Source organism: Sphaerotilus microaerophilus, assembly GCF_023734135.1.
Lineage (GTDB): Bacteria > Pseudomonadota > Gammaproteobacteria > Burkholderiales > Burkholderiaceae_C > Sphaerotilus > Sphaerotilus microaerophilus.
In genome coordinates this window covers 5,208,980-5,234,245 of sequence record NZ_AP025730.1, presented here as the reverse complement: position 1 = coordinate 5,234,245, position 25,266 = coordinate 5,208,980, and the positions used below count along the sequence as shown (strand labels likewise).

Below are 25,266 nucleotides of genomic sequence, written 5' to 3'. Positions count from 1 at the left end.
CTAACGATCGTTTGGTTTTGACCTGCGTCACTTTAGGCAGCCGGGCGGCGTGTTGCCATGCGCGCAAACCCGCAGCCCGGTTCGTGCGGCTGCCCTGCCTAGAATCCGCGCCCATGCCCGACGCCGCCGACCTGCCTGTGACCCCGGATGCCTCCGAGGCCCCGGAGGCCACCGCCCCGTCGGCCAGCAAGCGCCGCCTGCTGCTGGCCGCGGCCCGGGTGTTCGACGGGCGTGGCTACCGCGCCGCCACCCTGCGGCAGATCGCCGAGGAGGCCGGCATCCTGGCCGGGTCGGTGTACCACCACGTCGCCTCGAAGGAGGCGCTCTACCTGGAGGTCAACCGCGAGGGCTACCAGCGCATGCAGGCCACGGTGCAGCGCGCGCTGGCTGGGCTGGAGGACCCCTGGCAGCGGCTGGAAGCGGCCTGCCGGGTGCACCTGGAAGAGATGCTGGCGGGCGACGCCATCGCCCGCGTCACCGGCGGCGGCCTGATGGAGCCGCGCGACGGCCTGGTGCACGCCACCCTTGGCCCGCTGCGGCGCGAGTACGAGGCGCTCTGGGCCACCCTGGTCGAAGCCCTGCCGCTGCCCGCCGGGCTGGACCGGCGCGTCCTGCGACTCAACCTGCTCGGTGCACTGAACTGGACGCGCACCTGGTACCGCCCCGACGGCAGCCTGAGCCCGGCCGCTCTGGCGGCGCAGCTGGTGCAGGCGCTGCGCCGCTGAGGGGTGGGCGGCCCTTCGCGACGGCACGGCGCGGCGATCGGGCCTTTGCCTCGCCAGTCACGCCTGGGTCACGCCGCGCGCCGCACGCTGGCAGCCTGCGGGGCAATGGGGCTCCGCCGACGCGACGCGAAGGAGGTCGGATCATGGGGCAGCTTGGAGTGGATCACGCGGCGGCTGGAGACTGGTCGGCCCGGCCAGCGCGGCGCTGGCCGGTGCTGTGGTTGGCCGCCGCGCTGGCCGCTTGCGGTGGTGGAGGCGGCAGTGGCGATGAGGGCGACGGGCCGGGGGCCACGGCGCCGCCGGATCCGCCGGCCGGCGCGCTGTACGTCGGCTACTACGTCGAGGACGCCGCCAACAACCCCGAGGACCCGACCATCGGCGCGGTGTTGCTGCGCCTGCCTGCGTCCGATGGCGCCTTTGCCGGCCAGATGCCCTTCAGCTACGCCGGCTGTGCGGCGGGCAGCGATGTCGGTGCGGTGCGCGGCACACGCACGGGCGCGCAGTTCAGCGGCAGCTGGTCGGGCACGATGGACGGGGTGGCGGTGGGCGGCAACTTCACGCTGGCGCCCGGCGCTTCGGCCGGCAGCTACGGCGGCCAGTGGCGCAATGCCGCCGGCAAACAGCCGATCGCGGTGGGTAGCTGCAGCTACCACGTGGCGTCGAGCGGCGCCGTCACGCTCTTCCCTGGCAGCACCGCCGTGCCGAACGGTGTTGCGCTGACGGTTTCCAGCAGCACCACCCCGGTGATCGGCTGGAGTGGCCTGGGCAGCGGGGTGCGCGCCACGCTGCGGCTGTTCGACCAGGCCTGCCTGGAGGCCGACCCGAGCGACGCCGCCTGCTTCCTGGGCGAGGCCAGCAGCACGGCGGCGAGCCTGGCCTACCCGACCGACTTCGGCAACGCCGTGGCCTTGGCGGCGGGCCGGTCCTACCTCTGGGTGCTGACGGCGCAGGCCGCCAGCGGGGCCTTCGCCGGCTTCGCCACCCAGTCCGTGCAGTCCATCGCGCCCGACCCGTCACCCGCGCCCGGCCCCGGTGACGGCACAGGCGGCGCCGTGCGTGGGCGGCTGACGGTCAGCGGTAGCGGCGCCGCTGCGCTGGGTTCGGCCTTCGCAGCAGGGGCAGACGCGCGTGGCGTCTCCGTCACCGTCGTTGCCAGCGGGCCGACCTGCTCGGGCAGCGGCGTGCTGCGCAGTTGCGATTCGAGCTTGGACCTGAGCTGGGGCGAATACGACGGCCTGCTGCCGCGGGAGTTCGTCGGCGTGCATGTCATCTCGTCGACCCGGACGGAGCCCGGCAACCCGCCCGGTGTCGGCATCACCAGTGCCATCGTGGTGGCGGGGCGGGTCGATGGCAGCGGCCGTTACGGCCAGGCGTGCGGGGCATTGCAGCCCTGTGCCACGCCGGCGGACCTGGGCATCGTGCTGGACCTGGTGGCGCGCACCGTCACCTTCACAAACGTGGTGTTGCCGAGCCAGGGCAGCGACGGCGCGACGATCGTGCTCGATGGCACGCTGAGTTACTGACCCGCGCCGTCTTGCGTCCGCGGGGCGGCGCCGATAACGTTCGGCGATCACGCGGCGGCCCCACCGCGTGCCGCCACCCGAAGGGAGCTGCGATGGCCGATGCCGAACGGCGAATCCACCTGAAGCTGCTGGCCGCGCCGCGGCTGGAGCTGCCCGGCGGTGCGGCGCAGCGCCTGGCGCCCAAGGACGCCGCGCTGCTGGCCCTGCTGGCGCTCGATGGCGCGACGCAACGCTCGCACGCCGCGGCGCTGCTGTGGCCGCTGGTGGACACCGACACCGCGCGCAGCAACCTGCGCCAGCGGCTGTTCCGCCTGCGGCGCGGCGCGGGCCTGGACCTCGTGACCCCGGGTGAACTGCTGCAGCTCACCCCGGCGGCGGCGCACGACCTCGGTGACCCGGTGCCGTGCCTGGAGGCCGACCCGCAGGCGCTGGTCGGTGAGCTGCTGGGGGGCATGAACTTCGACGCCGAGGAGGCGCTGGCCGAGTGGCTGGCCCGTGCGCGTCAGCGCTGGGCCCAGCAGCGCGCCGATGCGCTGGCGCGCCTGGCCGACGCCGCCGAGGCGCACGAGCAGGTCGCCACCGCCCTGCGCTGGGCCGAACGGCTGGCGGCCGACGAGCCGCTGCAGGAGCACGCCACGCGCCGCCTGATGCGCCTGCACTACCGGCGCGGCGACCGCAGCGCCGCAGTGGCCGCCTACGAGCGGCTGAAAGCGGCGCTGGACCGCGCGCTGGGCGAAACCCCGAGCGAGGAAACCCGCCGGCTCGCGGCCCTGATCGATGCCGGCGACGCCACCCTGCCGGTGGCCCACCCGCCCACGCCCGTGAGCATCCTGCGCCCGCCGCGGCTGGTGGGGCGCGAGGCCATCCTCGATGCGTTGGTGGCCGCACGCATGGAGGGACGCATCGCCGTGCTGCGTGGCGATGCCGGCATGGGCAAATCGCGCGTGCTGCAGGCGTTTGCGGCGGCTTCTCCTGATGTGGTGATGGTGACCATCGGTGTTGCCGATGAGCACCTCCCTTGGGCTGGCCTGACGCGCCTGATTGCGGCACTGCTGGCGTGGCGGTCCCGTGCCACCGGCACGGGCGCGAGTGACGCTGTCCTGCCGGTTTGGGTAGGCCAGGAATTTGCGCGCCTGTTGCCGGATGCGCCAGGGGCGGGTGTCGCAGCGGACGCGGTCTCAGCGCGACCGGTGGGCGCCATTCAGGCGGTGCGTTTGATGCGAGCGGTAGAGCAGCTGCTGGGCACGGTCGGTCCGGTGACGGTGTGCATTGATGACCTGCACCGAGCCGACGAGGTCTCTGCGCAGGTCCTGCCGGCGCTGTGCGAGGTGCCTGGCCCGAGTTGGGTGCTGGCGCTGCGCCCCGAGCCCTGTCCGGCAGCAATCAGGCTTTGGTGGGCGCAGGCATCGCCGGGCAGGTTGGTGTTCCTTGACCTTGCGCCACTGACGCTGGCGCAGGTCCGGACATTGCTCGGTTCGCTCGACCTTCCTGCCCGCTTGTCGGAGGCCGCCTTGGCGCCAGCGCTGCATGCGCACGTGCAGGGCCATCCGATGCACCTGCTGGAGACGCTCCAAGCGTTGTTACGTTCTCCTGCCCGTCACGGCCCGCCTGGAGGCGCAGCGATGTTGCCGGTCCCGGTTGGACTGGTCCGACTTGTGGACGAGCGGGTGGCCGCGCTGACGGCTGCGGCGTTGCGACTGGCCCGGCTCGCGGCATTGGCTCAGGAGGATCTGACGATCGACCTGGCGGCGCAGGTGCTGGGCTGCCATCCGCTCGACCTGGTCGAGGCGTTGGCGGAGCTGGAGTCGCAGCATGTCCTGCATGAACTGCGCTTCGTGCACGACTTGGTGGCAGAGGCCGTGCGACGGGGGGTGCCGGAGACCATCCGGCGTTGGCTGCATCGGGCCTTGGGTGAGGCGCTGCCTGAGACGGCTTCGCCTGTGCAAACAGCCCGCCGCGCGGCCCACCGTGAGGCGGGAGGGGACACGGTACAGGCGGCCCGTGACTACGCCCGAGCCGCTGACTTGGCCCGACGCCTGGGCCGGCTGGCCGACGAATGCCGGTGGTGGGCGCAGGCGGCTGACCTGGCCATCGCCAGCGCACAGACCCGCTGGGCCGGCGATCTGCTGGAGCGGCTCGTCATCGTCACCCGCGAAACCGGCACACCTGCCGAGGCGGCGGCGGTGGCCGAGCGGCTGTTGGCGCTGGCCGACAACGACCGCCACCGCGCCATTGCCCACAAGGAAATCGGGGTGTGTCACATGTACGCCAGTCGGTTCGAGCCGGCCCTGCAGGAACTGGCGGTTGCGGCGGAGTTCGCGCGTGCGGCCGGCGATGAGCACCAGGTGCAGCACGCCACCTATATGAGCATCGTGGCCGGGGCGCAGGTCCACGGCGTGCGACAGGCGGCGGATCGGCTGGAGGCGCTGCGGCCCTGGGCGGAACAGCTGGCCGAGGCCGACCTGCGGCACGCATGGTATGCGGATCTGGCCATCCTGCTGGACCAGAGCGATCGGCGCCAGCGGGCGGGTGGGTTGTTCGAGCGGGTCATCGAGTACTTCGACCACCACCAGGACGGCGCCAACGCCTGTGACGTGCGCATGATGTTCGGGCGCAGCCGTGCCCTGCTGGGGCACCTGGATGAGGCCGAGGCGCTGCTGGCCGCCTCGGTGCAGGGGCGCCGCGAACTGGGCGGGCCGGGTCATGGCGTGGACCTGCTCAACCTGGCGCGCGTGCAGTGCGAGCAGGGCCGATTTGGTTCGGTGCTGTCGGTCCTGGGCGACGAGACCCTCAACCGCTATGCCGCGGCCACGGTCACTGGTGCGTCGATGCGTCAGGTCCTGGTGCGCACCTATCACCATCTGGGCCAACCCCACCGCGCCTGCCAGACACTGCCTGAGCTGCCCGACGATGCCCCGTTCTACCAGCGAGCGCTGCAGGCCTGGCTGTATGCGTTGTGGGCCGAAGGGAGCGTGGCGCGACAGCAGCTGCTGGATCAGGCCCTGGCCTGTTTCGCGGTCTGCGACCTGCCTTTTGCCCGCATGCCTATCGAGTTCGACCGATTGGCGCGGCAGGAGGGGGAGGACGCATTGCATCGCTGCCAGGTCCTGGTGCCCGAATGCGAACAGCGAGAAATGCCCGCAGTGGCCCAGTTCGGCCGCCTACGCTGGGCCGAGATGCTGATGCGTCGCGATCGTCTCGCGCAGGCCCGTGAAGTCCTGTGCCAGGCCCTCGACACACTGGCCGACGTCCGGCCCGTCGGGGTGTATCTGCCCGAGTTCCACGACCTGGGACTGCAGCTGGCGCGACGCCTGGATGACCCCTCGCTGGCCAATCGCTGCGTCGATGAGGCGCGCCGGTGGATCCTGGAACACGCCCTGCCGGATATCCCGGCGGCTTTCCGCAGCAGCTTCTTGCACGCTAACCCGGTCAATGTGCGCTTGCTCAACCCTGGATCGGTCACGCCCCGGTAACGCCCCCGGTCGCAACCTTCCTCCCGTGGCCCGCATCGGGCGGGTCGCCACCACCGGGAGAACAGCATGCGACTGCATCGATCGATTTCCCAACTGCCGCGCCGCGCGGGCATCGCGACGGCGGCGGTCTTCACCGTTTTGCTGAGTGCCTGCTCGGACGCCCCCAGCGAAGGCGACATCCGCGGTGCGCTGGAGCGCCTGCAGAAGGCCGAATCGGCCGCCATGCCGGGGATGCTGAAAGGCATGCTGCCGAACGTCGAGCTGACCAACGTGAAGAAGCTCGGCTGCGAGGCCTCTGGCGAGAAGGCCTTCCGCTGCGACGTGGAGGTCACCGTCAAGGCGATGGGCCGTGTCGCGACCAACTCCACGCAGCTGCGCCTGGTGCGCGGCAGCGAGGGGTGGATGGTGTCGCGGTGAAGAGCCGCGCAGGCTCGATGGAGGTCGTCATGAACCGCATGTCATGCCGTCGTCGTCGGACGCCTGGCTTCGCGCCTGGCCGAAGCCACTGGCTGGTCGGACTGGGCCTGCTGCTGGCCGGCATCGGCACCGCACCACCGGCTTGGTCGGCCGAGCCGGCCGCTGTCCCCGCCGTGGGGGCGTTGCTGGACTTCAGCCCCGGCACCGCCAAGGCCAAGGCCTTCTTCCTGCGGCAGCCGGTGGCGCGCGACCTGGTGTCGGAGGACTTCGAGATGGCCGGCGTCGACCTGGACGGCGACGGGCGCCCGGAGATCGTGCTGCGCTCGACGGCCGCGTCGTATTGCAGCGGCCGTGCCGGCTGCGCCGTGCAGGTGCTGCAGCAGCGTGGCCAGCGGGTGGTCGAACTGCTGAGCCTGTACACGTCCGCGCGCCTGGCCTTGACCCGTGATCCCGTCGGTGGCGCCTACCGCGCGCTGGCGATCGTCAATGACCAAGGTCAGGTGGTACGTGCCGACAAGCCGGGTACACCGATGCACGGCAAGCTGATGGTGTATCCGATGGGGCGGGGGCGCTGAAGCGGTTGGGTGACGTCGCGCGCGAAGAAGTTCAATCCATCGATGACAGGAGTGTTGACCATGAAGTCACAAATCTACTTCGACAAGATGATCGTCTCGAATATTCGATCCGCGGCATGCGAGCAAATTTGGTGGCGAGGGCGGCAGTCTCGGTTGTTTTTGAGTTTTGGTGGTGTTTTTGTGTTTGTCGTGGTTCCGCCGCCTTTTGCTTGTGCCCGGAGCACTCAATTGCCTAGTTGCCTTTTGGGTTGAATAACGCTTTCTTTTGCCGAGGGTTCAAGATCATGGGAAAAGTAGTTGCGGATGATGGATTTTTCGAGCGGTCTGTGCCCGATGGTATGGAGTTCACGATCACTCCCCCGTCGTTCGATTTCAAGACTCGTGCAGGTGTTGCAGTGTTTAGGGCTTGGATGGGTTTTTGGGGTTCGTTGCTTGTAATATTTTCATTCGGATGGGTGATCGGTGGTAGCGGTGCATTTTTGTTTTTCCTGTTTTTCGCTGTATGGATTGGAGGCTACTGGTGGATGCGAAAGCGTGGCGGCGAAGCGATGGCTGAATTTACTCGGACGTCTCGAATCCTGGTGTCAGCCACTGGCATTCAAGTCAATGGTCAGGATTTTTCTCGTGCAGATATTCATGAAATCTTCGTCAGAGACCCGCGCCCTGACCATACGCATATGACGTACACGTCCACTGCTGTCATCGCACAGCCGAGTCTTTCGGGTGTCGCCACCGGAATCGGTATGGCTGCGAATGAAGCAGCTAGTCAGGCTGGCGCTGATGCTGGGCGTGCTTTCGCCGCTCATCTCAACAAGCGCAGCTTTGCCGTGATGATCCGGTATGGTGCACGGGACGTTCCATTGGTCGAGGCCATCGAACAAGGAGTGGCAGAGTTGCTGGCAAAGCGGATTGCCGCGACGTTCTCTGGCATGGCCTCCAATGTTTGAACGGTTTTGGGAGTGGGCGAATGACGCATTGGGTCATGCGGAACGCCACAGCTATCCGTGAGTCGAGATGTGAATATTCCGCTCAGTTGTGTGGCGACCTATTCTGAATATTTCACCCCGTATTGCGCAACCCCGCCGCCACCCCGTTGATCGAGATGTGGATGCCGCGCTGGATGCGCTCCATCGCGGCGTCCCTCGGCGCGCCGGGGGGCAGGGCGCGGTAGCGGCGCATCAGTTCGACCTGCAGGTGGTTGAGCGGGTCGAGGTAGGGGAAGCGGTGCTCGATCGAGCGCGCCAGTGTCGGGTTGGAGGCGAGGCGGTTGGGCTCGCCGGTGATGGCCGACAGTGCGGCGGCGGTGCGCTCCCACTCGGCCTGGATGGCCGTGAAGATGCGCTTGGCCAGCTTCTTGTCGTCCACCAGCTCCAGGTAGCGCTGCGCGATGCCCAGGTCGGTCTTGGCCAGCACCATGTCCAGGTTGGACAGCAGGGTGCGGAAGAAGGGCCACTGCTGGTGCATGCGCTGCAGCAGCGCGAGGCGGCTTTCCTTGCTCGCTTCCTTGCCGCCGGCCTTGCCCTTGGCCTTCTTTGCGTCCTTGCCGGTTGGAGCGGCGGCGGCCTCGCCAGCCAGGAAGGCCTCGATCGCCGAGCCGAAGCCGCACCAGCCGGGCAGCGCGACGCGGCACTGGCCCCAACTGAAGCCCCAGGGGATGGCGCGCAGGTCCTCGATGGCGCGGGTGGCCTTGCGCGAGGCAGGGCGCGAGCCGATGTTCAGCTCGGCGATCTCGCGGATCGGCGTGGCGCTGAAGAAGAAGTCGGTGAAGCCGGGCGTCTCGTAGACCAGGTGACGGTAGGCGGCCATGCTGGCGGCGGAGATCTCGGCCGCGGCGTCCAGGAAGGCCCGGGGCGCGCTCTGCGTCGGGTGCAGCAGGGTGGCCTCCAGCGTGGCGGCGACCAGGGTTTCGAGGTTGCGCAGGCCGATCTCGGGGTGGGCGTACTTGGAGGCGATCACCTCGCCCTGCTCGGTCAGGCGGATCTGGCCGTTCACCGTGCCGGGCGGCTGCGCGAGGATGGCCTGGTAGCTCGGGCCGCCGCCACGGCCCACCGTGCCACCGCGACCGTGGAAGAGGCGCAGGGTGATGCCGTGGCTCTTGCCAAGCGCGTCGAAGAGCTCGACCAGCGCGGTCTCGGCGGCGTAGAGCTCCCAGTTGCTGGTGAAGAAGCCGCCGTCCTTGTTGCTGTCGGAGTAGCCGAGCATGACGTCTTGTTCGCCCTGACCCTCCATGCCGGAGCGCTGGATCAGCCCTGCCACACCCGGCAGCGCGTAGAAGTCGCGCATGATCGGTGCGGCGTTGCGCAGGTCGGCGATGGTCTCGAACAGCGGCACCACGATCAGGTCGTTGACCGCCATGGACCTGGGGTCCTGGCTGTCGAGCGTGCCGCGCAGCAGGCCGACCTCCTTCTGCAGCAGCAGGACTTCGAGCAGGTCGCTCACGTCCTCGGTGTGGCTGATGATGTAGTGGCGCAGCGCGTGGCGGCCGTAGCGGGCCAGCATCTCGCGCGTGGTCTCGAAGATCGCCAGCTCGCTCTTCGCGTGCTCGCTGTACTCGGCGCCGATCACGCGCAGCGGGCGGGCGTCGTCGAGCATGCGCAGCAGCAGGGCGCGTCGCGCGGCCTCGTCCAGCGCGCTGTAGTCGGTCTCGATGCGGGCGGTGGCGAGCAGCTCGGCCACCACGGCCTCGTGCTGGTCGGAGCTTTGGCGCAGGTCCACCGTGGCGAGGTGGAAGCCGAACACCTGCACGGCGCGCATCAGCGGCGCCAGGCGTGGGGCGATCAGGGCCTGGGCGTGGTGGTGGCGCAGCGAGGCCTCGATGGTGCGCAGGTCGGCCAGGAAGTCCTCGGCGCTGGCGTAGGGGTCCTGCGGCGCGACGGCGTGGCGCAGCGCCTCCGTGCCGGTCAGCTCGTGCAGCGTGGCGGCCAGGCGGGCGTAGACGCCGGTCAGCGCGCGGCGGTAGGGCTCGTCTTCCCGGTGGGGATTGCGGTCCGGCGAGCGTTCGGCCAGCGCCAGCATGGCCGGCGTGACCGGCGCGAGCATCTGCGAGGTGGAGAGTTCGCCGCCCAGCAGGTGCACCTCGGTGAGGTAGTAGCGCAGCGCCGTCTCGCTCTGGCGCGCCAGCGCGGTGCGCAGGGTCTCGGCGGTGACGAAGGGGTTGCCGTCGCGGTCGCCGCCGATCCAGTGGCCCATGCGGAAGAAGTTGGCCACGTCGTGGCCGCGCAGGTGGCCCTCGACCTCGCGGTACATGCGCGGGATCTGGCGCAGGAAGGTGGCGTGGTAGTAGCTGAGCGCGTTCTCGATCTCGTCGGACACGGTGAGCTTGGTGTAGCGCAGCATGCGCGTCTGCCAGAGCTGGGTCACGCGCGCGCGCAGCAGGGCCTCGTTGTCGTCGCGCTCGCGCTGGGTGTGCAGGCCGTCGCGCGTGCCGATCAGCTCGGCCACGGCGCGCTCGGCGTCCAGGATGGACTTGCGCTGCACCTCGGTCGGGTGGGCGGTCAGCACCGGCGAGATGTAGGCCTGCGAGAGCGTGCGGGCGATGTCGGCGGCGCGGATGTCGGCATCGGCCAGGCGCTCGAAGCACATCGCCAGCGAGCCTTCCTGCAGGTCGCCGTTGCGCTCGTGCACCTCGCGGCGGCGCACGTGGTGGCGGTCCTCGGCGATGTTGGCCAGGTGCGAGAAGTAGCTGAAGGCGCGGATCACGCTGACCGTCTGGTCGGCGCTGAGGTTCTTCAGCAGGCGAGCGAGCGCCTTGCCGGCGCTGTCGTCCTGCTTGAGCCGGTAGGCCACCGAGAGCTGGCGCACGCGCTCGATCAGGTCATAGGCCTCCTTGCCCTCCTGCTCGCGGATCACCTCGCCAAGGATGCGCCCGAGCAGGCGGATGTCTTCCACCAGCGGGCGGTTCTTCTCGGCGGCGGCGTCGCGGGCCTTGGTGGCGCTGTCGTCGCCGTTGGCATCGATCGGCGGGGGCATGTCGGCGTTGGCTTGACGGGGTCGGCGGGGGTTTGCGGCGCGGGGCATTGAAACCTCGGGAGGGCTCAGGAAGGGATTGGACGTAATCCAGTTACGGAATGGTAGCAGGTCACGGCATGGTCATGCCGTATAGACATATGAACCGTATCGATCGGCATGGCTGTGGCGATGGCATGGCCGGCCAGCACAAGAGCATGGTTCATGCCGGTGGTGGCGGTCCGACCCTGAGGGACAATCCCGGCATGAGCACGTTGCCTTCGACCGTCGTCATCGCCACCCGCGAAAGCCGCCTTGCCCTCTGGCAGGCCGAACATGTCCGCGCCCTGCTGGGCCAGCGCTTTGGCTGGAACGTCGAGCTGCTCGGCATGACCACGCGCGGCGACCAGATCCTCGACCGTGCCCTGTCCAAGGTCGGCGGCAAGGGCCTGTTCGTCAAGGAGCTGGAAGTGGCGCTGGAGGAGGGGCGTGCCCACCTCGCGGTGCACTCGCTCAAGGACGTGCCGATGGAGCTGCCCGAGGGCTTCGTGCTGGCCGCGGTGCTGGAGCGCGAGGACCCGCGCGACGCCTGGGTGTCGCCGCGCTACGCCAGCGTCGACGAGTTGCCGCAGGGCGCCCGCGTGGGCACCTCCAGCCTGCGCCGCGTGGTGCAGATCAAGGCGCGCCGTCCGGACCTGGATGTGCAGCCGCTGCGAGGCAACCTCGACACCCGGCTGCGCAAGCTCGACGAAGGCCAGTACGACGGCATCGTGCTGGCCGCGGCCGGCCTGAAGCGCCTGGGCTTGGCCGAGCGCATCCGCTCGGTCATCGATCCGCAGACCATGCTGCCCGCGGCCGGGCAGGGCGCGCTGGGCATCGAGGTGCGCGCCGACCAGACCGCGCTGCGCGAGGCGCTGGCCACGCTGACCGATGCACCGACCTGGCTCGCCGTGCACGCCGAGCGGGCAGTGTCGCGCCGCCTGGGCGGCAGCTGCAGCATGCCGCTGGCGGCCTTTGCGCAATGGCGTGGTGATCGCGGCGACCAGCTGCACATCGAGGCCCGCCTGGGCCACCCGGCCGATGCCGAGCGCGCGCTGGTCGTGCTCAGCCGCAGCGCGGCCGTGACCGACACCGCCGGCGCCGATGCGCTGGGCGTGGCGGTGGCCGAGTCGCTGCTGGCCAGCGGTGGCCAGGCGCTGCTGGACGCCTTGCCGGCCGCTACCTGAGCCACCTGACCTTGCTCGCATGACCGTTCGGCCCTGCGTCTTCGTGACCCGCCCGCAGCCGCAGGCCGACGAGTGGGTCACGCGGCTGGAGGCGCTCGGGCAACCGGCGGCGGCTTTGCCGCTGCTGGCGATCGAGCCGGTGCCGGTTGACGATCCGGCCCTGCAGGCCGCCTGGGCGGCGCTGCCTGCCACGCGGCTGGTGATGTTCGTCAGCCCGAACGCCGTGGCGAGCTTCATGGCCGGCCGGCCGACGGGCTGGATCTGGCCCGATGGCCTGCTGGCCGGCGCAACCGGCCCGGGCACGGTGGCCGCCCTGCGCGCCGCGGGCGTGCCCGACGCAGCCATCGCCGCGCCGCGTTCCGATGCGGCGCAGTTCGATGCCGAGACGCTCTGGCAGCACCGCCTGCAGCAGGAGGCCTGGGCGGGGCGGCGTGTCCTGGTGGTGCGTGCCACCGAGGGGCGCGACTGGCTCAGCCAGACCCTGCGCGAGCATGGCGCGCAGGTGCAGCCACTGGCCGCCTACCGGCGCTGCCCGCCGCGCTGGACACCGGCGCAGGTGGAGCGATTGCAGTGCGCGCTGGCCGATCCGGCGGCCTGGGCCTGGCTGTTCAGCAGCTCGGAGGCGATCGCCCAGCTGCCGGCACTGCTGGCGGCGCATGGGCTGGTGGCGCAGGGCGAGGGCCTGCCGCCCGCCCTGCTGGCGGTGCCCGCGCTGGCCACCCACCCCCGCATTGCGGCGAGCGCGGTGGCCGCCGGGTTCGCCCGGGTGCAGCAGGCGCTGCCCGATCCCGAGGTGGTCGTGCAGGCTCTCGGCGGCCGTGCGGCCTGAATGGACCGACGCGCCCCGCGCGGCGGGGCTGCACCGTGCGGAGCGTCACGGTGCGCCGATACAATGGGTTGAAGGGCCGGATTCGCAGGCCTCGCCAGATTCGTGAACAACGCCACTCCCCCCGCCGAATCCCCGGACACTGCAGCGCCAGCGGCCTTGCCGGCCGTGCCGCCGCCGGCCCTGCCGGACGCAGCAGCGCCTACCGTGGAGGCAACTGCCGCTGCGCCGACCCCGGTGCCGGCTGTCGTGCCTCCTCCCCCGTCCCCGCCGCCGCTTTCACCCGCGCCGGAGCCGCCGCAGGGCGTGCCCGCGGTGCCGGCCAGCGCGGCGGTGCTGCCTGGCTGGCTGACGCCGGCGCTGATCGGCGTGGCCATCGTGGCGGCCTTCGCCGCCTGGACCGCCTGGGACGGCCGCGAGCAGGTGCGCAGCCTGGAGCTGGAACTGGTGCGCCGCCAGCAGGGCAGTGCCGAGCAGGCGGCCGACGCAAGGGTGCAGTCCAAGCAGGCGCAGGAGCTGGCGCGCGACGCCGCGGCCAAGGTCGCCCTGCTGGAGGCCCGGCTGGCCGACGTCACGCTGCAGCGCAGCCAGTTGGAAGAGCTGATCCAGTCGCTGTCGCGTTCACGCGACGAGAACGTGGTGGCCGACATCGACGCCGCCATCCGCGTGGCGATGCAGCAGAGCGCCCTGAGCGGCAGTGCCGAGCCGATGGTGGCGGCGCTGCGCTCGGCCGACGAGCGCCTGGCGCGCATCAACCAGCCGCGCCTGGAGCGCCTGCGCCGCGCCGTGGTGCGTGACCTCGACCGGGTGCGCTCGGCCGGCGTGCCTGACGTCGGCGCGCTGCTGATCAAGCTCGACGAGGCGGTGCGCCTGGTCGATGAGCTGCCGCTGCTGTCGCAGGCGCAGCGCGCGTCCACGCCCCCAGTGGCGGCGCGCAAGCCGGCCGGCGGCGCCAGCGCGGCCGCGTCGGCGGGCGACTGGTCGGCGGCTTGGGGCGGTCGCCTCAATGACTGGAGCCAGCCGTTGCAGGCCGCCTGGGCGGAGCTGCGCGGCCTTGTGCGCGTGACCCGCATCGACCGGCCCGAGGCGATGCTGCTCGCACCCGAGCAGGCCTTCTTCCTGCGGGAGAACCTCAAGCTGCGCCTGTTGAACGCGCGGCTGTCGCTGCTGTCGCGCCAGGCCGACGCCACGGCCTCGGACCTGCAGGTGGCCCAGGGGGCCGTGAGCGCCTATTTCGAAGGGTCGGCGCGCAAGACCCAGTTGCTGCTGGACCTGCTGCGCCAGGTGCAGGGCCAGAGCCGCCAGCTGTCGGTGCCGCGGCCGGACGAGACCCTGGCGGCCACCACGGCCGCCGTGGTCGGTCGCTGAGGACGGGGGCGAGATGCGTTGGGTCGTCTGGCTGCTGCTGCTCTTCGTTGTTGCCGTGCTGGCTGCGGGCACGCTCGGCAACAACAGCGGGGTCGTGTCGGTCTACTGGCCGCCGTACCGGCTGGATCTGTCGCTCAACCTGTTCGTCCTGCTGCTGCTGGCGGTCGGACTGGCGGCGCATGCGATCACGGCCGCGGTCAGCCGGCTCATCGGCCTGCCGGCGCGGGCGCGCGAGTGGCGCGGGCAGCAGCGTGAGCGCGCTGCCCAGGCGGCGCTGCGCGAGGCGCTCGGGCTGCAACTGGCCGGCCGATACAGCCGAGCCAACAAGGCCGCGCAGCGGGCGCTGGAGATCCGCAGTGTCACGCCGGAACTGGCCCGCGATGCCGAGTTCGGCGCACTGGCTCACCTGCTGGCAGCCAGCAGCCTGCACCGGCTGCAGGACCGGGCCCGGCGCGACGAGCAACTCGCCGAGGCCCAGGCGCTGGTCGCCGCCCAGGCGAGCGGATCGGCCGTGGGCGAGGCTGCGCACCTGATGGCGGCCGAGTGGGCCGTGGACGATCGCGATGCCCACCGCGCCCTCGAACAGCTTCAGGGCCTGCCCGCCGGGGTGGCCCGCCGCACCCAGGCTCTTCGGGTGCGCTTGCAGGCGCACCGCCTGGCGCGCCAGCCGCTGGAGGCGCTCAAGACGGCGCGCCTGCTGGCCAAGCACCAGGGCTTCGCGCCGGCGGCCGCGCAGGGGCTGCTGCGCTCGCTGGCGGTGGAGGCGCTCGACACGGCGCGCGATGCCGACCAGTTGCGCCGCGTCTGGCTGCAGCTCGATGCGGCCGACCGGCGCGATGCCTACGTCACCGCGCGGGCCGCCCTGCGTGCGGCTGCACTGGATGCGCCGGCCGAGGCCCGCGGCTGGCTGCGCCCCCACTGGGAGCAGCTCACCCAACTGGGCGAGCGCGAGCGGCAGGCGGTGCTGGAGGCCTTCGTCGCCGTGCTGCCCGGCCTGCCGGCGGACTGGCTGCCGCTGCTGGAGGAGGCCGTGTCCAAGCTCCCGCAGGATCCCCAGCTGGCCTATGCGGCTGGCCGGGCGATGGCCGAGCGCCAGCTCTGGGGGCGCGCGCGCCGCCTGCTCGACGCGGCCACCAGCCTGCCGGGCGCCGAGCCCGGGCTGCGCCGGGACGCCTGGCGCAGCCTCGCGGCCATCGCGGAGGCCGAGGGCAATACCGAGCTAGCGCAGCGTTGTTACAGTTCTGCTGCTCGAATTGCTTGACGCATCGAAGAATAGGGTGATATAGTCTCTTTCTCGCTGCAAAACACAGCGAAACAAAGCGGCTGTAGCTCAGTTGGATAGAGTACTTGGCTACGAACCAAGGGGTCGTGGGTTCGAATCCTGCCAGCCGCACCAAATAAATCAAAAGGTCAGCATCCACAAGGTGCTGGCCTTTTGTGCTTTTGAGGCCCGAATGGACAGTCGGCCCTGTGCGAACGCTTTGTCCTGGCTTGCTGTGTGCCCGGGTGCTGCCTTCGGGTCCGGTTCACCACGCGGGGGTGCGCGGTTCAGCGGTCCAGCGGTTTGGGCCTCAGCGCTTCGGCGCAGCGGCGTCGGGCAGCAGGCAGACCTCGGCGAACTGCAGGTCGTTGTCGCGGGCGAAGTTCATCACGAAGTCCCAGGCCATCGGCTCCAGGTCGCGCAGGGCTTCGTTGACGACCACGCACTTGGTGTTGCCGAATACCTTGGGGATGCAGTAGGGCGAGTAGCCGATCGCAGCGCCGATGCCGCCGGCACTGCTGCCACGGGGGCGGAAGGACGACATCGCCCCGGCCAGGCGTTCGGCCCAGTCGCTCGGGCGGAAGGTGCGGCCGTCCCGGGTGATGCCCTGGATGATGATCTCGCGGGGAGGATGGTGCTTGGTCACGTGCAGCTGCCTTGTCGTGCAGCCGCAGGTGGATCTGCACGTAAACCCGTATTGTGCGGTAGAGCGGCGGGCGACGAGCCCCGTCGGGATACCGATCCGCTGCCAGGGCGCCAAGCGTCCACCGGGACGCGCAGTGTGGCACCCCAGGCTGTCGCCGCGCTGTCAGACCAATCCGTACAATGGTCTGTTCCAATGCAACGAGCGCCCCGTCCAGGCCGGGGCGCGTTTTTTTTCCTTCTGGCGCCTGGCCGGAGACCCCTGTGATGACCGCTCCCGCCCCCATCGAGCAACCCCATGTGATGAAGACCTACGGTCGCCTGCCGATCGCGATGTCGCATGGCCGAGGCTGCCGCGTGTGGGACACCGAGGGGCGACAGTACCTGGACGGGCTGGGTGGCATCGCGGTGAACACGCTGGGCCATGCCCACCCGAAGTTCGTCGCGGCCCTGCAGGAGCAGGTCGGCCAGCTGATCCACTGCTCCAACTACTATCACATCCCCGGCCAGGAGATGCTGGCGGCCCGCCTGACCGAACTGTCCGGGCTGACCAACGCCTTCTTCTGCAGCACCGGGCTGGAGGCCAACGAGGCCGCCATCAAGGTGGCGCGCAAGTTCGGCCATGACAAGGGCGTCGAGCGCCCAGAGATCATCGTCTACGAGAAGGCCTTCCATGGCCGCTCGATCGCCACGCTCTCGGCCACCGGCAATCCGAAGGTGCAGGCTGGCTTTGGCCCGCTGGTGGAAGGCTTCCCGCGCGTGCCGCTGAACGACATCGCCGCGCTGCGCGAGATGGTGGCGAGCCGGCCGAACGTGGTGGCGGTGTTCCTGGAGACCATCCAGGGTGAAGGCGGCATCCACGCGGTGCGCTGGGACTACCTGCGTGAGGTGCGTGCGCTGTGCGACGAGCACGACCTGCTGCTGATGCTCGACGAGGTGCAGTGCGGCATCGGCCGCACCGGCAAGTGGTTTGCGCACCAGTGGGCCGGTGTCGTGCCGGACGTGATGCCGCTGGCCAAAGGCCTGGGCTCGGGCGTGCCGATCGGTGCGATCGTCTGCGGCCCCCGCGCCGCGAACGTCTTCGGCCCCGGCAACCATGGCACCACCTTCGGCGGCAACCCGCTGTCCATGCGCGCGGGCGTTGAGACCCTGCGCATCATGGAGGAGGAGGGGCTGCTGCAGAACGCCGCCACCGTCGGTGCGCACCTCAAGGGCGCGCTGCAGCGTGAGCTGGAGGGCGTGGCTGGCGTGGTCGAGGTGCGCGGCGAGGGCCTGATGCTGGGCATCGAGCTCGATCGTCCCTGCGGCGAGATCCTCACGCTGGCGATGCAGGCCGGCCTGCTGCTGAGCGTTACCGCCGACAGCGTCGTGCGCCTGGTGCCGCCGCTGATCCTCACGCAGGCCGAGGCCGATGAGATCGTTGCGATCCTGGTGCCGCTGATTCGGCGCTTCCTGGGTGGTTCGCAGGGCGGTGCGGAGAGCAAGGCGGCATGAAACCGGGGATGAGCCTGATGAAACACTACCTGCAGTTCAAGGACTTCCGGGCCGAGGAGTACGCCTACCTCTTCGAGCGGGCGAGGCTGATCAAGACCCGCTTCAAGAACTACGAGCGCTACCAGCCGCTGGCCGACCGCACGCTGGCGATGATCTTCGAGAAGGCCAGCACGCGCACCCGCGTGAGCTTCGAGGCCGGCATGTACCAGATGGGCGGCTCGGTGGTGCACCTGACCACCGGCGACAGCCAGCTCGGCCGCGCCGAGCCGATCGAGGACAGCGCCCGCGTCATCAGCCGCATGGTCGACATCGTGATGATCCGTACCTTCGGGCAGGACAAGCTGCGCCGCTTTGCGGCCCACTCGCGCGTGCCGGTGATCAACGGCCTGACCAACGAGTTCCACCCCTGCCAGATCCTGGCGGACCTGTTCACCTACCTGGAACACCGCGGCCAGATCGGCCCGGACGGCGTGGACCTGTCGGTGCTCAAGGGCAAGGTGGTGGCCTGGGTGGGCGACGGCAACAACATGGCCAACACCTGGCTGCAGGCCGCCGAGATCCTGGGTTTCAAGGTGCACGTCAGCACCCCCAGCGGCTACGAGGTCGACCCGAAGCTGGCCGGCATCGAGGACGCGGGCTGCTACCGCGTCTTCGCCGACCCGCTGGAAGCCTGCCGCGGTGCCCACCTGGTGACCACCGACGTGTGGACCAGCATGGGCTACGAGGCCGAGAACGAAGCGCGCCGCACCGCCTTTGCCGACTGGTGCGTCGATGCCGAGATGATGGCCGTGGCCCAGCCGGACGCCCTGTTCATGCACTGCCTGCCGGCGCACCGCGGCGAGGAGGTCACCGCCGAGGTGATCGACGGCCCGCAGAGCGTCGTCTGGGACGAGGCGGAAAACAGGATGCACGTGCAGAAGGCACTCATGGAGTACCTGCTGCTCGGACGGATCGGCTGACGGCCGGGTCGTCGGTCCGGCGGGCGTGGCATCAACCCCGCGCCCGGTACTCCGAGAAGATCCCCAGCTCCACGTGGCGCTCGACCTCCAGCAGGCCCTGCCCAGCGAGCGTGGCCATCACCTGGGCGGGCGGCACGCAGGCCTCGATGGTGTCCCAGTAGTAGCGCCACAGCATCGGGCTGGCCTCGGCGCGTGACACCACGCGCGCCAGCAGCGGCACCACGCCGCGCATGTAGGCCTTGAGCAGGGCGTTGGCAACGCGGCCCTCGGCCCGGGTGATCTCCAGGATCAGCAGCTGGCCGCCCGGGCGCAGCACGCGGCGGAACTCGGCGGCGGCCGCAGCGAAGTCGGCGATGTGGCGCAGCGCGTAGCCCATGACGATGAAATCCGCGCTGGCGTCGGGCACCGGGATCTGCTCGGCGCGGCCAAGGCGGCACTCCACCTCGCGCGGCAGGGTCGATTCACCCATCATGCCGGGGCTGGGGTCGACGCCGATGAGGCGGCCGGGCTCGCCGGTGATGTGCAGGACCTCGCGCGACACCAGCCCGGTGCCCATGCCCACGTCCACCACGTCCATGCCGGGCTTCAGGCCCGCGCGCTCCAGGGCCTGGCGCCGGTACCACGAGCCCGTGCCCAGTCCGAGGATGCGCTCCAGCCGGTTGTAGTCGACGGCCGTGCTGTCGAAGGTGGCGCGCAGGAAGCGCTCGCGCCCCTCATGGTCGCCGGTGCGGTAGTACTCGGGCAGCGGCTGGTGCGGCAGGTGGACCTGGTGGTCGGGCTCGGCGGGGCGGGTGGAGGGGTTCATGCAATGACAGACCCTGGCGGGCAGGGGATCGGCCCGGCACAGTGGGCGCCAATTTTGCACGTGCCAGACGGGCATGGATGCCCGGCACGGGATTGTCTCCTGCGTTGGCTCAAGCCGGATCGAGCCGCCGCCAGCGGGTGTCGCTGGTGGCTGGTTTGCTAAACTGCAACGTTTTACGTAAATAGGACTTACGCAGGGTCACTTCAGCTAGCGCAATGATTCGCCATTTCGACTCAATATGTCAGATGGGTGCCATGCGAATGGTTGGTGACCGAAGTTCCTTCTTGAGGAATTCCGAGAGGATTCCCTTCTTCAGGCTGTAGATGTTTGTCTTCAGCGCTTTGGCCGTCTCGCAGAGGTGGACCCAGGCCAATATCGCGCAGGCGATGTGATTCTTCTGTGACCGGGCCATTCTGCACTGACATTTTTCGATGCCAAGAACCTGCTTGATCTCCCTGTGGTACTGCTCAATCTTCCAGCGCACGGCACACATCTCATGCGTATCGTCCGTCGAATCTTGAGATAGGTCGTTTGTCACAACCCAGTCCGTGCGATTGGTATCAACCACAACCCGGAACAGTTTCAGCTTGATGTCACTGGGAAACTTGAACAGTTTGACGTGTTTGCCATGCACATGTTCTTGGGCACTCCACTGCAGCGTACTGACCGCCTTGTAGGGCTGCTGGCCTTGGCTGTCGTCAACCTTGCGATTGCTCTTGAGCGGGCAGTAGAAGTGCTTGCCCGCCCGGTGGATGTGCTTCATCAGATCCATGGTGGCGTACCAGGAGTCCATCAGCACGGTGCGAAAGGGCAGCTTCTTGTGCGCCATGGCATTGTCGAACATCTCCTGGACATGATCCAGCTTGGACTTGCCGTCTTCGTCAGGCGCATAGATGCGCCAGTCGATGATCCAGTAGTGGCCGGTCTTGATGTTCACGTACAGGCAGTTGACCACCCCAATGCCCTTGATCAGGCCGTGGGCGTTGCCGCTGTACTGTTTGCGCACCAGCTCGATTTTGTGCGAGTGGTTCTTGTCCAGAACGCTGTCATCGAAAACCAGGCAGGCATCGTCGTCAAATTCGATGTTTCGTCGGGCCAGATTCCAGACATCGGCCGGGCTGATATTGGCAGCCTGCAAGTAGCGATTTATGGCGTCATGAGAAAACCTCTGATGGTGATCCGCAAAATAGGTCTGCGTGTAGTTGATTTGTGTGGATATCAGAAATTGGCAGTAGTCTCGGCTCGTGGGTTTCATGGTGAATATATTATCACAAATACCACGAAATCGGCGCCGATATATTAAATAATCTAGTTTGATTTAAACGTTTGCGTAAGTCCTAGTAAAGCAGTTTCCCTGCTGGCCCGGTGTCCATGCCGCGGCGGCGTGTACGGCCGGGAGGCCCGTGCCTCAAAAAAGGAACGGGGATCACGCGGCGGGGACGACAAGACAGGCACTCCAGCATGACGATGACAGCCGACAGCAACCAGCTGCAGCGGGAAGTGGCGGCCCTCCTGGTCGAGGCCCTCAACCTCGACGTGACCCCTGAATCGATCGACCCGGCCGCGCCGTTGTACGGCGACGGGTTGGGGCTGGACTCGATCGACATCCTGGAGGTGGCGCTGGTCGTTTCCAAGCGCTATGGCTTCCAGCTGCGCTCGGATGATGACGACAACACGCGCATCTTTGCCTCGCTGGCCAGCCTGACCGAGCACGTGGCTCGGCACCGCAGCGTCTGAATCTGCAGGGTCCCGCGGCATGCAAGACCGCACCCGCCTGGCCCTGCTGGCCACTGCCCTGGCGGCTTATGCCGTGCTGGCGCACCAGCTGACGGCCCACGCCGGTTCGTCGGTGTGGGCGCTGCTGGCCGTGCTCGGGCCGATGCTGGCGCTGTTGCTGGCGGGGCTGTGGCGCAGCGGCCAGCGCTGGCTGTGCGGGGGGCTGGTGGCCGCGCTGGCCTGGCTGGCCGTGCAGGTGGAGCGTGGGGGCGGCATCGCGCCGCAGTGGCTCTTCCTGGCTCAGCATGCCGGCATCCATGCCGCGCTGGCGCTGCTGTTCGGCCGCACCCTGCTGCCCGGGCAGCAGGCCCTGATCTCCGCGATGGCCGAGCGGGTGCACCGGGGCCTCACGCCCACGCTGGCCACCTACACCCGCCGTCTCACCGCCGCGTGGACCGCCTACTTTGTGGGAGTGGCGCTGACCTCGCTGCTGCTGTTCGCGGCGGCACCGCTGGAGGTCTGGTCGCTGTTCGCCAATGTGGTCACGCCGCTGATGCTGGTGGGTTTCTTCGCGGGTGAGCACCTGCTGCGCTACCGCTGGCACCCCGAGTTCGAACGCATCAGCGTGACCACGGTGATCCGTGCCTACGAGGAACACCAGCGCACGCGCCAGTCAGTCCGCCGACCCCAGGCGGCCGACCGCGTGTGATGGCCAGTCCCGAATCTGCCCTATTCCCGATGTCCCGATGTACCGACGATTGCCCGTTCTGATGGGCGCGCCGCTCGATGCACCGCTGGCGTGGCGCGCCGGCCGGCCGCTTTCGCGCCATCGCTACCTGGCCGACGTGGCCGTGCTGGCCAGCCAGTTGCCCGAGCGGGCGGCCGTGCTGGCGATGACCGGCGACCGCTACCGCTTCGCCGTGGCGCTGGCGGCGGTGGCCGAGCGAGGCGGCTTCAGCCTCCTGCCGCCCAACCACACGCCGGACATGCAGCGCCGCCTGGGGGACCTCTTCGAGCAGGCCTGTGCGCTGGTCGAGCCCGGCGGCGAGGACCTCGTGCTGCCGACCCTGCCCTTCGGGGAGGACATGGCGAGCGCCGGCCCGGCCGCGGCCGAGGTGCCCGCCTTCGGGCCCGACACCGTGCTGGCGCAGGTCCTCACCTCCGGCTCCACCGGCATGCCGATGCCGCACCCCAAGCGCTGGGGCGGGCTGGTGGAGAACATCTCGGCCGAGGCCGAGCGCATCGCCGAGCACCTCGGCCGGCCCGACCTGCAGGGCGTCACGATCGTGGGTACGGTGCCGCCGCACCACATGTACGGCTTCGAGTCGACCGTGCTGATCGCCATGCTGGGTGGCGCGGCCTTTGCGGCCGAGCGGCCCTTCTTCCCGGCCGACGTGGTCCGGGTGCTGGAGAGCGTGCCGCGCCCGCGCGTGCTGGTGACCACGCCCTTCCACCTCAAGACCCTGCTCGAGGCAGGCGAAGGGGGCCTGGCGCTGCCGCCGGTGGACCTCACCGTCTGCGCCACCGCGCCGCTGTCGCCGCAGATGGCCGCGCGCGCCGAGGCCGAGCTGGGCGGGCCGCTGATGGAAATCTACGGCTGCACCGAGGCCGGCCAGGTCGCCACGCGCCGCACCACCGACGGCCCGGAGTGGCGCACCTTCCGCGGCCTGGAACTGACCGGCGACGGCGAGGCCAGCGTGGTGCAGGGCGGCCATGTGCCCGAGCCCACCCGGCTGGCCGATGTGCTGGAGGTGCTGCGCCCCGCCGGCATGCCGCCCGGCGCCGCCGACCTGCCAGCCACGCGCTTTCGCCTGCTGGGCCGCTCCAACGACCTGATCAACGTGGCCGGCAAGCGCAGCTCGCTGTCGCACCTGAACTACCACCTCAACAGCATCGAAGGCGTGCGCGATGGCGCCTTCTGGCTGCCGCCCGATGGCGCCGTGGTGGAGGACGTGGTGCGGCTGGTCGCCTTCGTCGTGGCTCCTGGCGTCGACCGGGCCTGGCTGCTGGCGCAGCTGCGCGAGCGCATCGATGCGGCCTTCCTGCCGCGGCGCATCATCGCCCTCGACCAACTGCCGCGCGATCCGACCGGCAAGCTGCCGGCCGGGCGGCTGGCCGAGCTGGCGCAGGCCCACTTGGCACAGGGCCAGCAGGCATCGACCACGGCGCCGCCCGCCGGGCGGCCCGGCTGAGCGCGCCGTTGCGTACCGGCCTCTGCCCGTTCACCTGCCCACGCCTTCGCTGCCTTGCCTGCCATGTCGTCCCGCCCTCACCGCGTCGAGCTGTCCATTGGCGCCGATCACCCCTCGTACGCCGGCCACTTCCCGGGCCGCCCCATCCTGCCGGGCGTGGTGCTGCTGGCCGAGCTGCTGGAGTGCATGGGCCGTGACGCCGCCACGCGGGCCTGCCTGGGCGATGCGCCGAAACTGAACACGGCCAAGTTCGTCGCGCCGGTGCGCCCCGGGCAGCGGCTGCAGGCCCGCTGGAGCCTGCCCGCCACCGGTAACCGGTTGCCCTTCGAGGTCCGTACCTGGCTCGATGCGGATGCTGACGAGGCCACCGGGCCGGTGGTGGCCAGCGGCCAGTGGGAGGGCACGGCGGCGGCATCGGGCGGCGCCGCCCCGGTCGCCCCGGCCGACGCTGGGGCTCCGCAGTGACGGCTGACCCCACGGGCCCGGCGGGCGCACCGCCTCCCGCGCCCGACGCCTGGACCGGGCAGCGCGAGCGCAGCAACCTCGCGACCCTGCGCCTGATGCGCTGGATCGCCACCACGCTGGGCCGTCCCGTGGCGCGGCTGGTGCTGTGGCCGATCGCGCTGTACTTCCTGTGCTTCGGTGGAACGGCGGCGCGGGCCTCGCGCGACTACCTGGCGCGGGTGCTGGGTCGGCCGCCGACGTGGGTGGAACGTTATCGGCACATCCACCACTTTGCCGCCACCGTGCTTGACCGGGTCTACTTCCTGCAGGGCTGCCTGTGCGGCATCGACGTCACCCTGCGTGGCGGCGACGATTTCGACGAGGCCCTGCTCGACGGCCAGGGCATGCTGTTGATCGGCGCGCACGTGGGCAGCTTCGAGGCGCTGCGTGCCATTGGCCACCAGCGCAGCGGCCTGAAGGTGGCGATGGTGATGTACGAAGACAACGCCCGCCGCATCAACGAGACGCTGCAGGCGCTGGTGCCCAACGGCGGCCTGCATGTGATCGCATTGGGCCGGCTCGAAGCCATGCTGCAGCTGCGCCAGTGGCTGGACGATGGCGGCGTGGCCGGCATGCTGGCCGATCGCACGCTGCCGGGGGCCTCGGCGCGCTCGCACCTGCACCGCCTGCCGTTCCTGGGCCGGCCGGCGGCGTTCTCCGATGGGCCCTTCCGGCTCGCGGCGCTGCTGCGCCGGCGCGTGATGTTCATGACCGGGCTGTACCACGGCGGCGGGCGCTACGAGCTGCGCTTCGTGCCGCTGGCCGATTTCCGCCGGCGCGGTGCCGGCCCGGCCGCGCAGGACGCCGCCGTCCAGGCGGCCCTGCAGCACTACGTGGCGCTGCTCGAAGGGCTGTGCCGCGAGTCGCCGTACAACTGGTTCAACTTCTTCGATTTCTGGGCCGCTGCCGAGGAGGTGCCGCAGGTGGCACCGCCTCCCGCGGCCCCGTGAGGGTCCCGAGATGATGTGCTTTCCTTCCTGTGGCGCCCATGCGGCGCGCCAGCCGTGGTGGTCGCGGTGTTCGCTGTTGGCCGTCCTGCTGATCGGCGCCTGGTCCGCAGCGTCCGCCTGGGCTGCGTCCTGGACCCTGGACGACCTCATGGGCCAGCTGGGCAAGGTGCGCAGCGGCGAAGCCCGCTTCGTCGAGCACCGCAAGGTGCAGCAGCTGGAGCGCACGCTGGTCTATAGCGGCCGCCTGAGCTTTGCCGCCCCCGACACCCTGGTGCGCGAGACCCTGCAGCCGCGTCCCGAGAAGATGACCGCCGAGGGCCGCAACCTCACCGTGACGCTGGGCGGGCGCACCCGCACGATGGCGCTGGATGCCTCGCCCGAGGCGATGGCGATGGTCGAGGCGATCCGTGGCACGCTCAGCGGCGACCGCGCCGCGGTCGAGCGCCACTTCGAGACGACGTTGGACGGCAGCAGCGACCGCTGGACGCTGGACTTGGTGCCGCGCGACGTGCGCCTGCGTGGCCAGATTCCCCGGGTGACGATGCAGGGCCGCCGCGCGCAGCTGCGCGAGGTGCGCATCCTGATGGGCGATGGCGACGAGTCGACCATGAAGATCGAGCCGATCACCGCGCCGGCCTCGGCGCCCTGAGCGCCGGCCGCAGAAG

General features: G+C 69.9%; 22 protein-coding genes and 1 tRNA gene. 19 read left to right on the top strand and 4 right to left on the bottom strand.

What is annotated here, in order from left to right; translation table 11 throughout:
- Positions 1-113 precede the first annotated feature (113 nt).
- The 6 genes from NGK70_RS22480 to NGK70_RS22455 all read left to right on the top strand — a co-directional run bounded on the left by NGK70_RS22480 (position 114) and on the right by NGK70_RS22455 (position 7,660).
- Positions 114-725, top strand: a complete 612-nt coding sequence (locus NGK70_RS22480) for a TetR/AcrR family transcriptional regulator (RefSeq protein WP_251970680.1) — start codon at positions 114-116, stop codon at positions 723-725.
- Positions 726-868: 143 nt separating this feature from the next.
- Positions 869-2,248: a hypothetical protein gene (locus NGK70_RS22475; protein ID WP_251970679.1), complete on the top strand. Its 1,380-nt coding sequence runs from the start codon at positions 869-871 to the stop codon at positions 2,246-2,248.
- A 92-nt stretch (positions 2,249-2,340) separates the two neighbouring features.
- The gene (locus NGK70_RS22470) at positions 2,341-5,721 is read left to right on the top strand and encodes an AAA family ATPase (RefSeq protein ID WP_251970678.1); all 3,381 of its coding nucleotides are present in this window, start codon (positions 2,341-2,343) and stop codon (positions 5,719-5,721) included.
- Between the two features lie 66 nt (positions 5,722-5,787).
- Complete coding sequence (locus NGK70_RS22465; protein ID WP_251970677.1) at positions 5,788-6,138, top strand: hypothetical protein; 351 nt, start codon at positions 5,788-5,790, stop codon at positions 6,136-6,138.
- A 29-nt stretch (positions 6,139-6,167) separates the two neighbouring features.
- Positions 6,168-6,713, top strand: a complete 546-nt coding sequence (locus tag NGK70_RS22460) for a hypothetical protein (RefSeq protein ID WP_251970676.1) — start codon at positions 6,168-6,170, stop codon at positions 6,711-6,713.
- Positions 6,714-6,997: 284 nt separating this feature from the next.
- Complete coding sequence (locus NGK70_RS22455; protein WP_251970675.1) at positions 6,998-7,660, top strand: hypothetical protein; 663 nt, start codon at positions 6,998-7,000, stop codon at positions 7,658-7,660.
- A 112-nt stretch (positions 7,661-7,772) separates the two neighbouring features.
- Here the strand turns inward: NGK70_RS22455 and ppc are convergent, their stop codons facing one another.
- Complete coding sequence (ppc, locus tag NGK70_RS22450) at positions 7,773-10,730, bottom strand: phosphoenolpyruvate carboxylase (protein WP_428985548.1); 2,958 nt, start codon at positions 10,728-10,730, stop codon at positions 7,773-7,775.
- Positions 10,731-10,924: 194 nt separating this feature from the next.
- Here ppc and hemC point away from each other — a divergent pair, with 194 nt between their 5' ends.
- The 5 genes from hemC to NGK70_RS22425 all read left to right on the top strand — a co-directional run bounded on the left by hemC (position 10,925) and on the right by NGK70_RS22425 (position 15,474).
- Positions 10,925-11,884: a hydroxymethylbilane synthase gene (gene hemC, locus NGK70_RS22445; protein WP_251970673.1), complete on the top strand. Its 960-nt coding sequence runs from the start codon at positions 10,925-10,927 to the stop codon at positions 11,882-11,884.
- A gap of 19 nt (positions 11,885-11,903) precedes the next feature.
- Positions 11,904-12,713 carry a uroporphyrinogen-III synthase gene (locus tag NGK70_RS22440; RefSeq protein WP_251970672.1) on the top strand — a complete coding sequence of 270 codons (810 nt, stop codon included), beginning with the start codon at positions 11,904-11,906 and terminating at the stop codon, positions 12,711-12,713.
- Between the two features lie 102 nt (positions 12,714-12,815).
- Positions 12,816-14,078 (top strand): uroporphyrinogen-III C-methyltransferase, encoded by a 1,263-nt coding sequence (locus NGK70_RS22435; protein ID WP_251970671.1) that lies wholly within the window; start codon positions 12,816-12,818, stop codon positions 14,076-14,078.
- Positions 14,079-14,091: 13 nt separating this feature from the next.
- Positions 14,092-15,339 (top strand): heme biosynthesis HemY N-terminal domain-containing protein, encoded by a 1,248-nt coding sequence (locus NGK70_RS22430; RefSeq protein WP_251970670.1) that lies wholly within the window; start codon positions 14,092-14,094, stop codon positions 15,337-15,339.
- A 58-nt stretch (positions 15,340-15,397) separates the two neighbouring features.
- Positions 15,398-15,474: transfer RNA gene (locus NGK70_RS22425), tRNA-Arg, on the top strand.
- A gap of 175 nt (positions 15,475-15,649) precedes the next feature.
- Here the strand turns inward: NGK70_RS22425 and NGK70_RS22420 are convergent.
- Positions 15,650-15,985, bottom strand: a complete 336-nt coding sequence (locus NGK70_RS22420) for a DUF3579 domain-containing protein (RefSeq protein ID WP_428985547.1) — start codon at positions 15,983-15,985, stop codon at positions 15,650-15,652.
- 263 nt (positions 15,986-16,248) lie between these two features.
- Between NGK70_RS22420 and NGK70_RS22415 the strand changes: the two genes are divergently transcribed.
- Together NGK70_RS22415 and argF are read left to right on the top strand one after the other, a co-directional pair.
- Entirely contained in the window at positions 16,249-17,475 is a 1,227-nt protein-coding gene (locus NGK70_RS22415; RefSeq protein WP_251970669.1) for an aspartate aminotransferase family protein, read from the top strand.
- Entirely contained in the window at positions 17,472-18,434 is a 963-nt protein-coding gene (argF, locus tag NGK70_RS22410) for an ornithine carbamoyltransferase (RefSeq protein WP_251970668.1), read from the top strand. Before NGK70_RS22415 ends, argF begins: the two co-directional genes overlap by 4 nt.
- Positions 18,435-18,465: 31 nt before the next feature.
- On the opposite strand, the gene NGK70_RS22405 is transcribed toward argF, so the two are convergent.
- Both NGK70_RS22405 and NGK70_RS22400 read right to left on the bottom strand, forming a co-directional pair.
- Entirely contained in the window at positions 18,466-19,239 is a 774-nt protein-coding gene (locus tag NGK70_RS22405; RefSeq protein ID WP_251970667.1) for a class I SAM-dependent methyltransferase, read from the bottom strand.
- A gap of 241 nt (positions 19,240-19,480) precedes the next feature.
- Positions 19,481-20,494 carry an IS701 family transposase gene (locus NGK70_RS22400; protein ID WP_251969112.1) on the bottom strand — a complete coding sequence of 338 codons (1,014 nt, stop codon included), beginning with the start codon at positions 20,492-20,494 and terminating at the stop codon, positions 19,481-19,483.
- Between the two features lie 206 nt (positions 20,495-20,700).
- Here NGK70_RS22400 and NGK70_RS22395 point away from each other — a divergent pair, with 206 nt between their 5' ends.
- The 6 genes from NGK70_RS22395 to NGK70_RS22370 all read left to right on the top strand — a co-directional run bounded on the left by NGK70_RS22395 (position 20,701) and on the right by NGK70_RS22370 (position 25,250).
- Complete coding sequence (locus tag NGK70_RS22395; protein ID WP_310742556.1) at positions 20,701-20,976, top strand: phosphopantetheine-binding protein; 276 nt, start codon at positions 20,701-20,703, stop codon at positions 20,974-20,976.
- 19 nt (positions 20,977-20,995) lie between these two features.
- The gene (locus NGK70_RS22390) at positions 20,996-21,664 is read left to right on the top strand and encodes a COG4648 family protein (protein WP_251970666.1); all 669 of its coding nucleotides are present in this window, start codon (positions 20,996-20,998) and stop codon (positions 21,662-21,664) included.
- 37 nt (positions 21,665-21,701) lie between these two features.
- Positions 21,702-23,147 (top strand): AMP-binding protein, encoded by a 1,446-nt coding sequence (locus NGK70_RS22385; protein WP_251970665.1) that lies wholly within the window; start codon positions 21,702-21,704, stop codon positions 23,145-23,147.
- Positions 23,148-23,210: 63 nt separating this feature from the next.
- Positions 23,211-23,612, top strand: a complete 402-nt coding sequence (locus NGK70_RS22380) for an ApeI family dehydratase (RefSeq protein ID WP_251970664.1) — start codon at positions 23,211-23,213, stop codon at positions 23,610-23,612.
- Positions 23,609-24,601 (top strand): lysophospholipid acyltransferase family protein, encoded by a 993-nt coding sequence (locus NGK70_RS22375; RefSeq protein WP_251970663.1) that lies wholly within the window; start codon positions 23,609-23,611, stop codon positions 24,599-24,601. The genes NGK70_RS22380 and NGK70_RS22375 overlap by 4 nt, the downstream gene beginning before the upstream one ends.
- Before the next feature lie 76 nt (positions 24,602-24,677).
- Positions 24,678-25,250, top strand: a complete 573-nt coding sequence (locus NGK70_RS22370) for an outer membrane lipoprotein carrier protein LolA (protein ID WP_251970662.1) — start codon at positions 24,678-24,680, stop codon at positions 25,248-25,250.
- Positions 25,251-25,266: the final 16 nt, after the last annotated feature.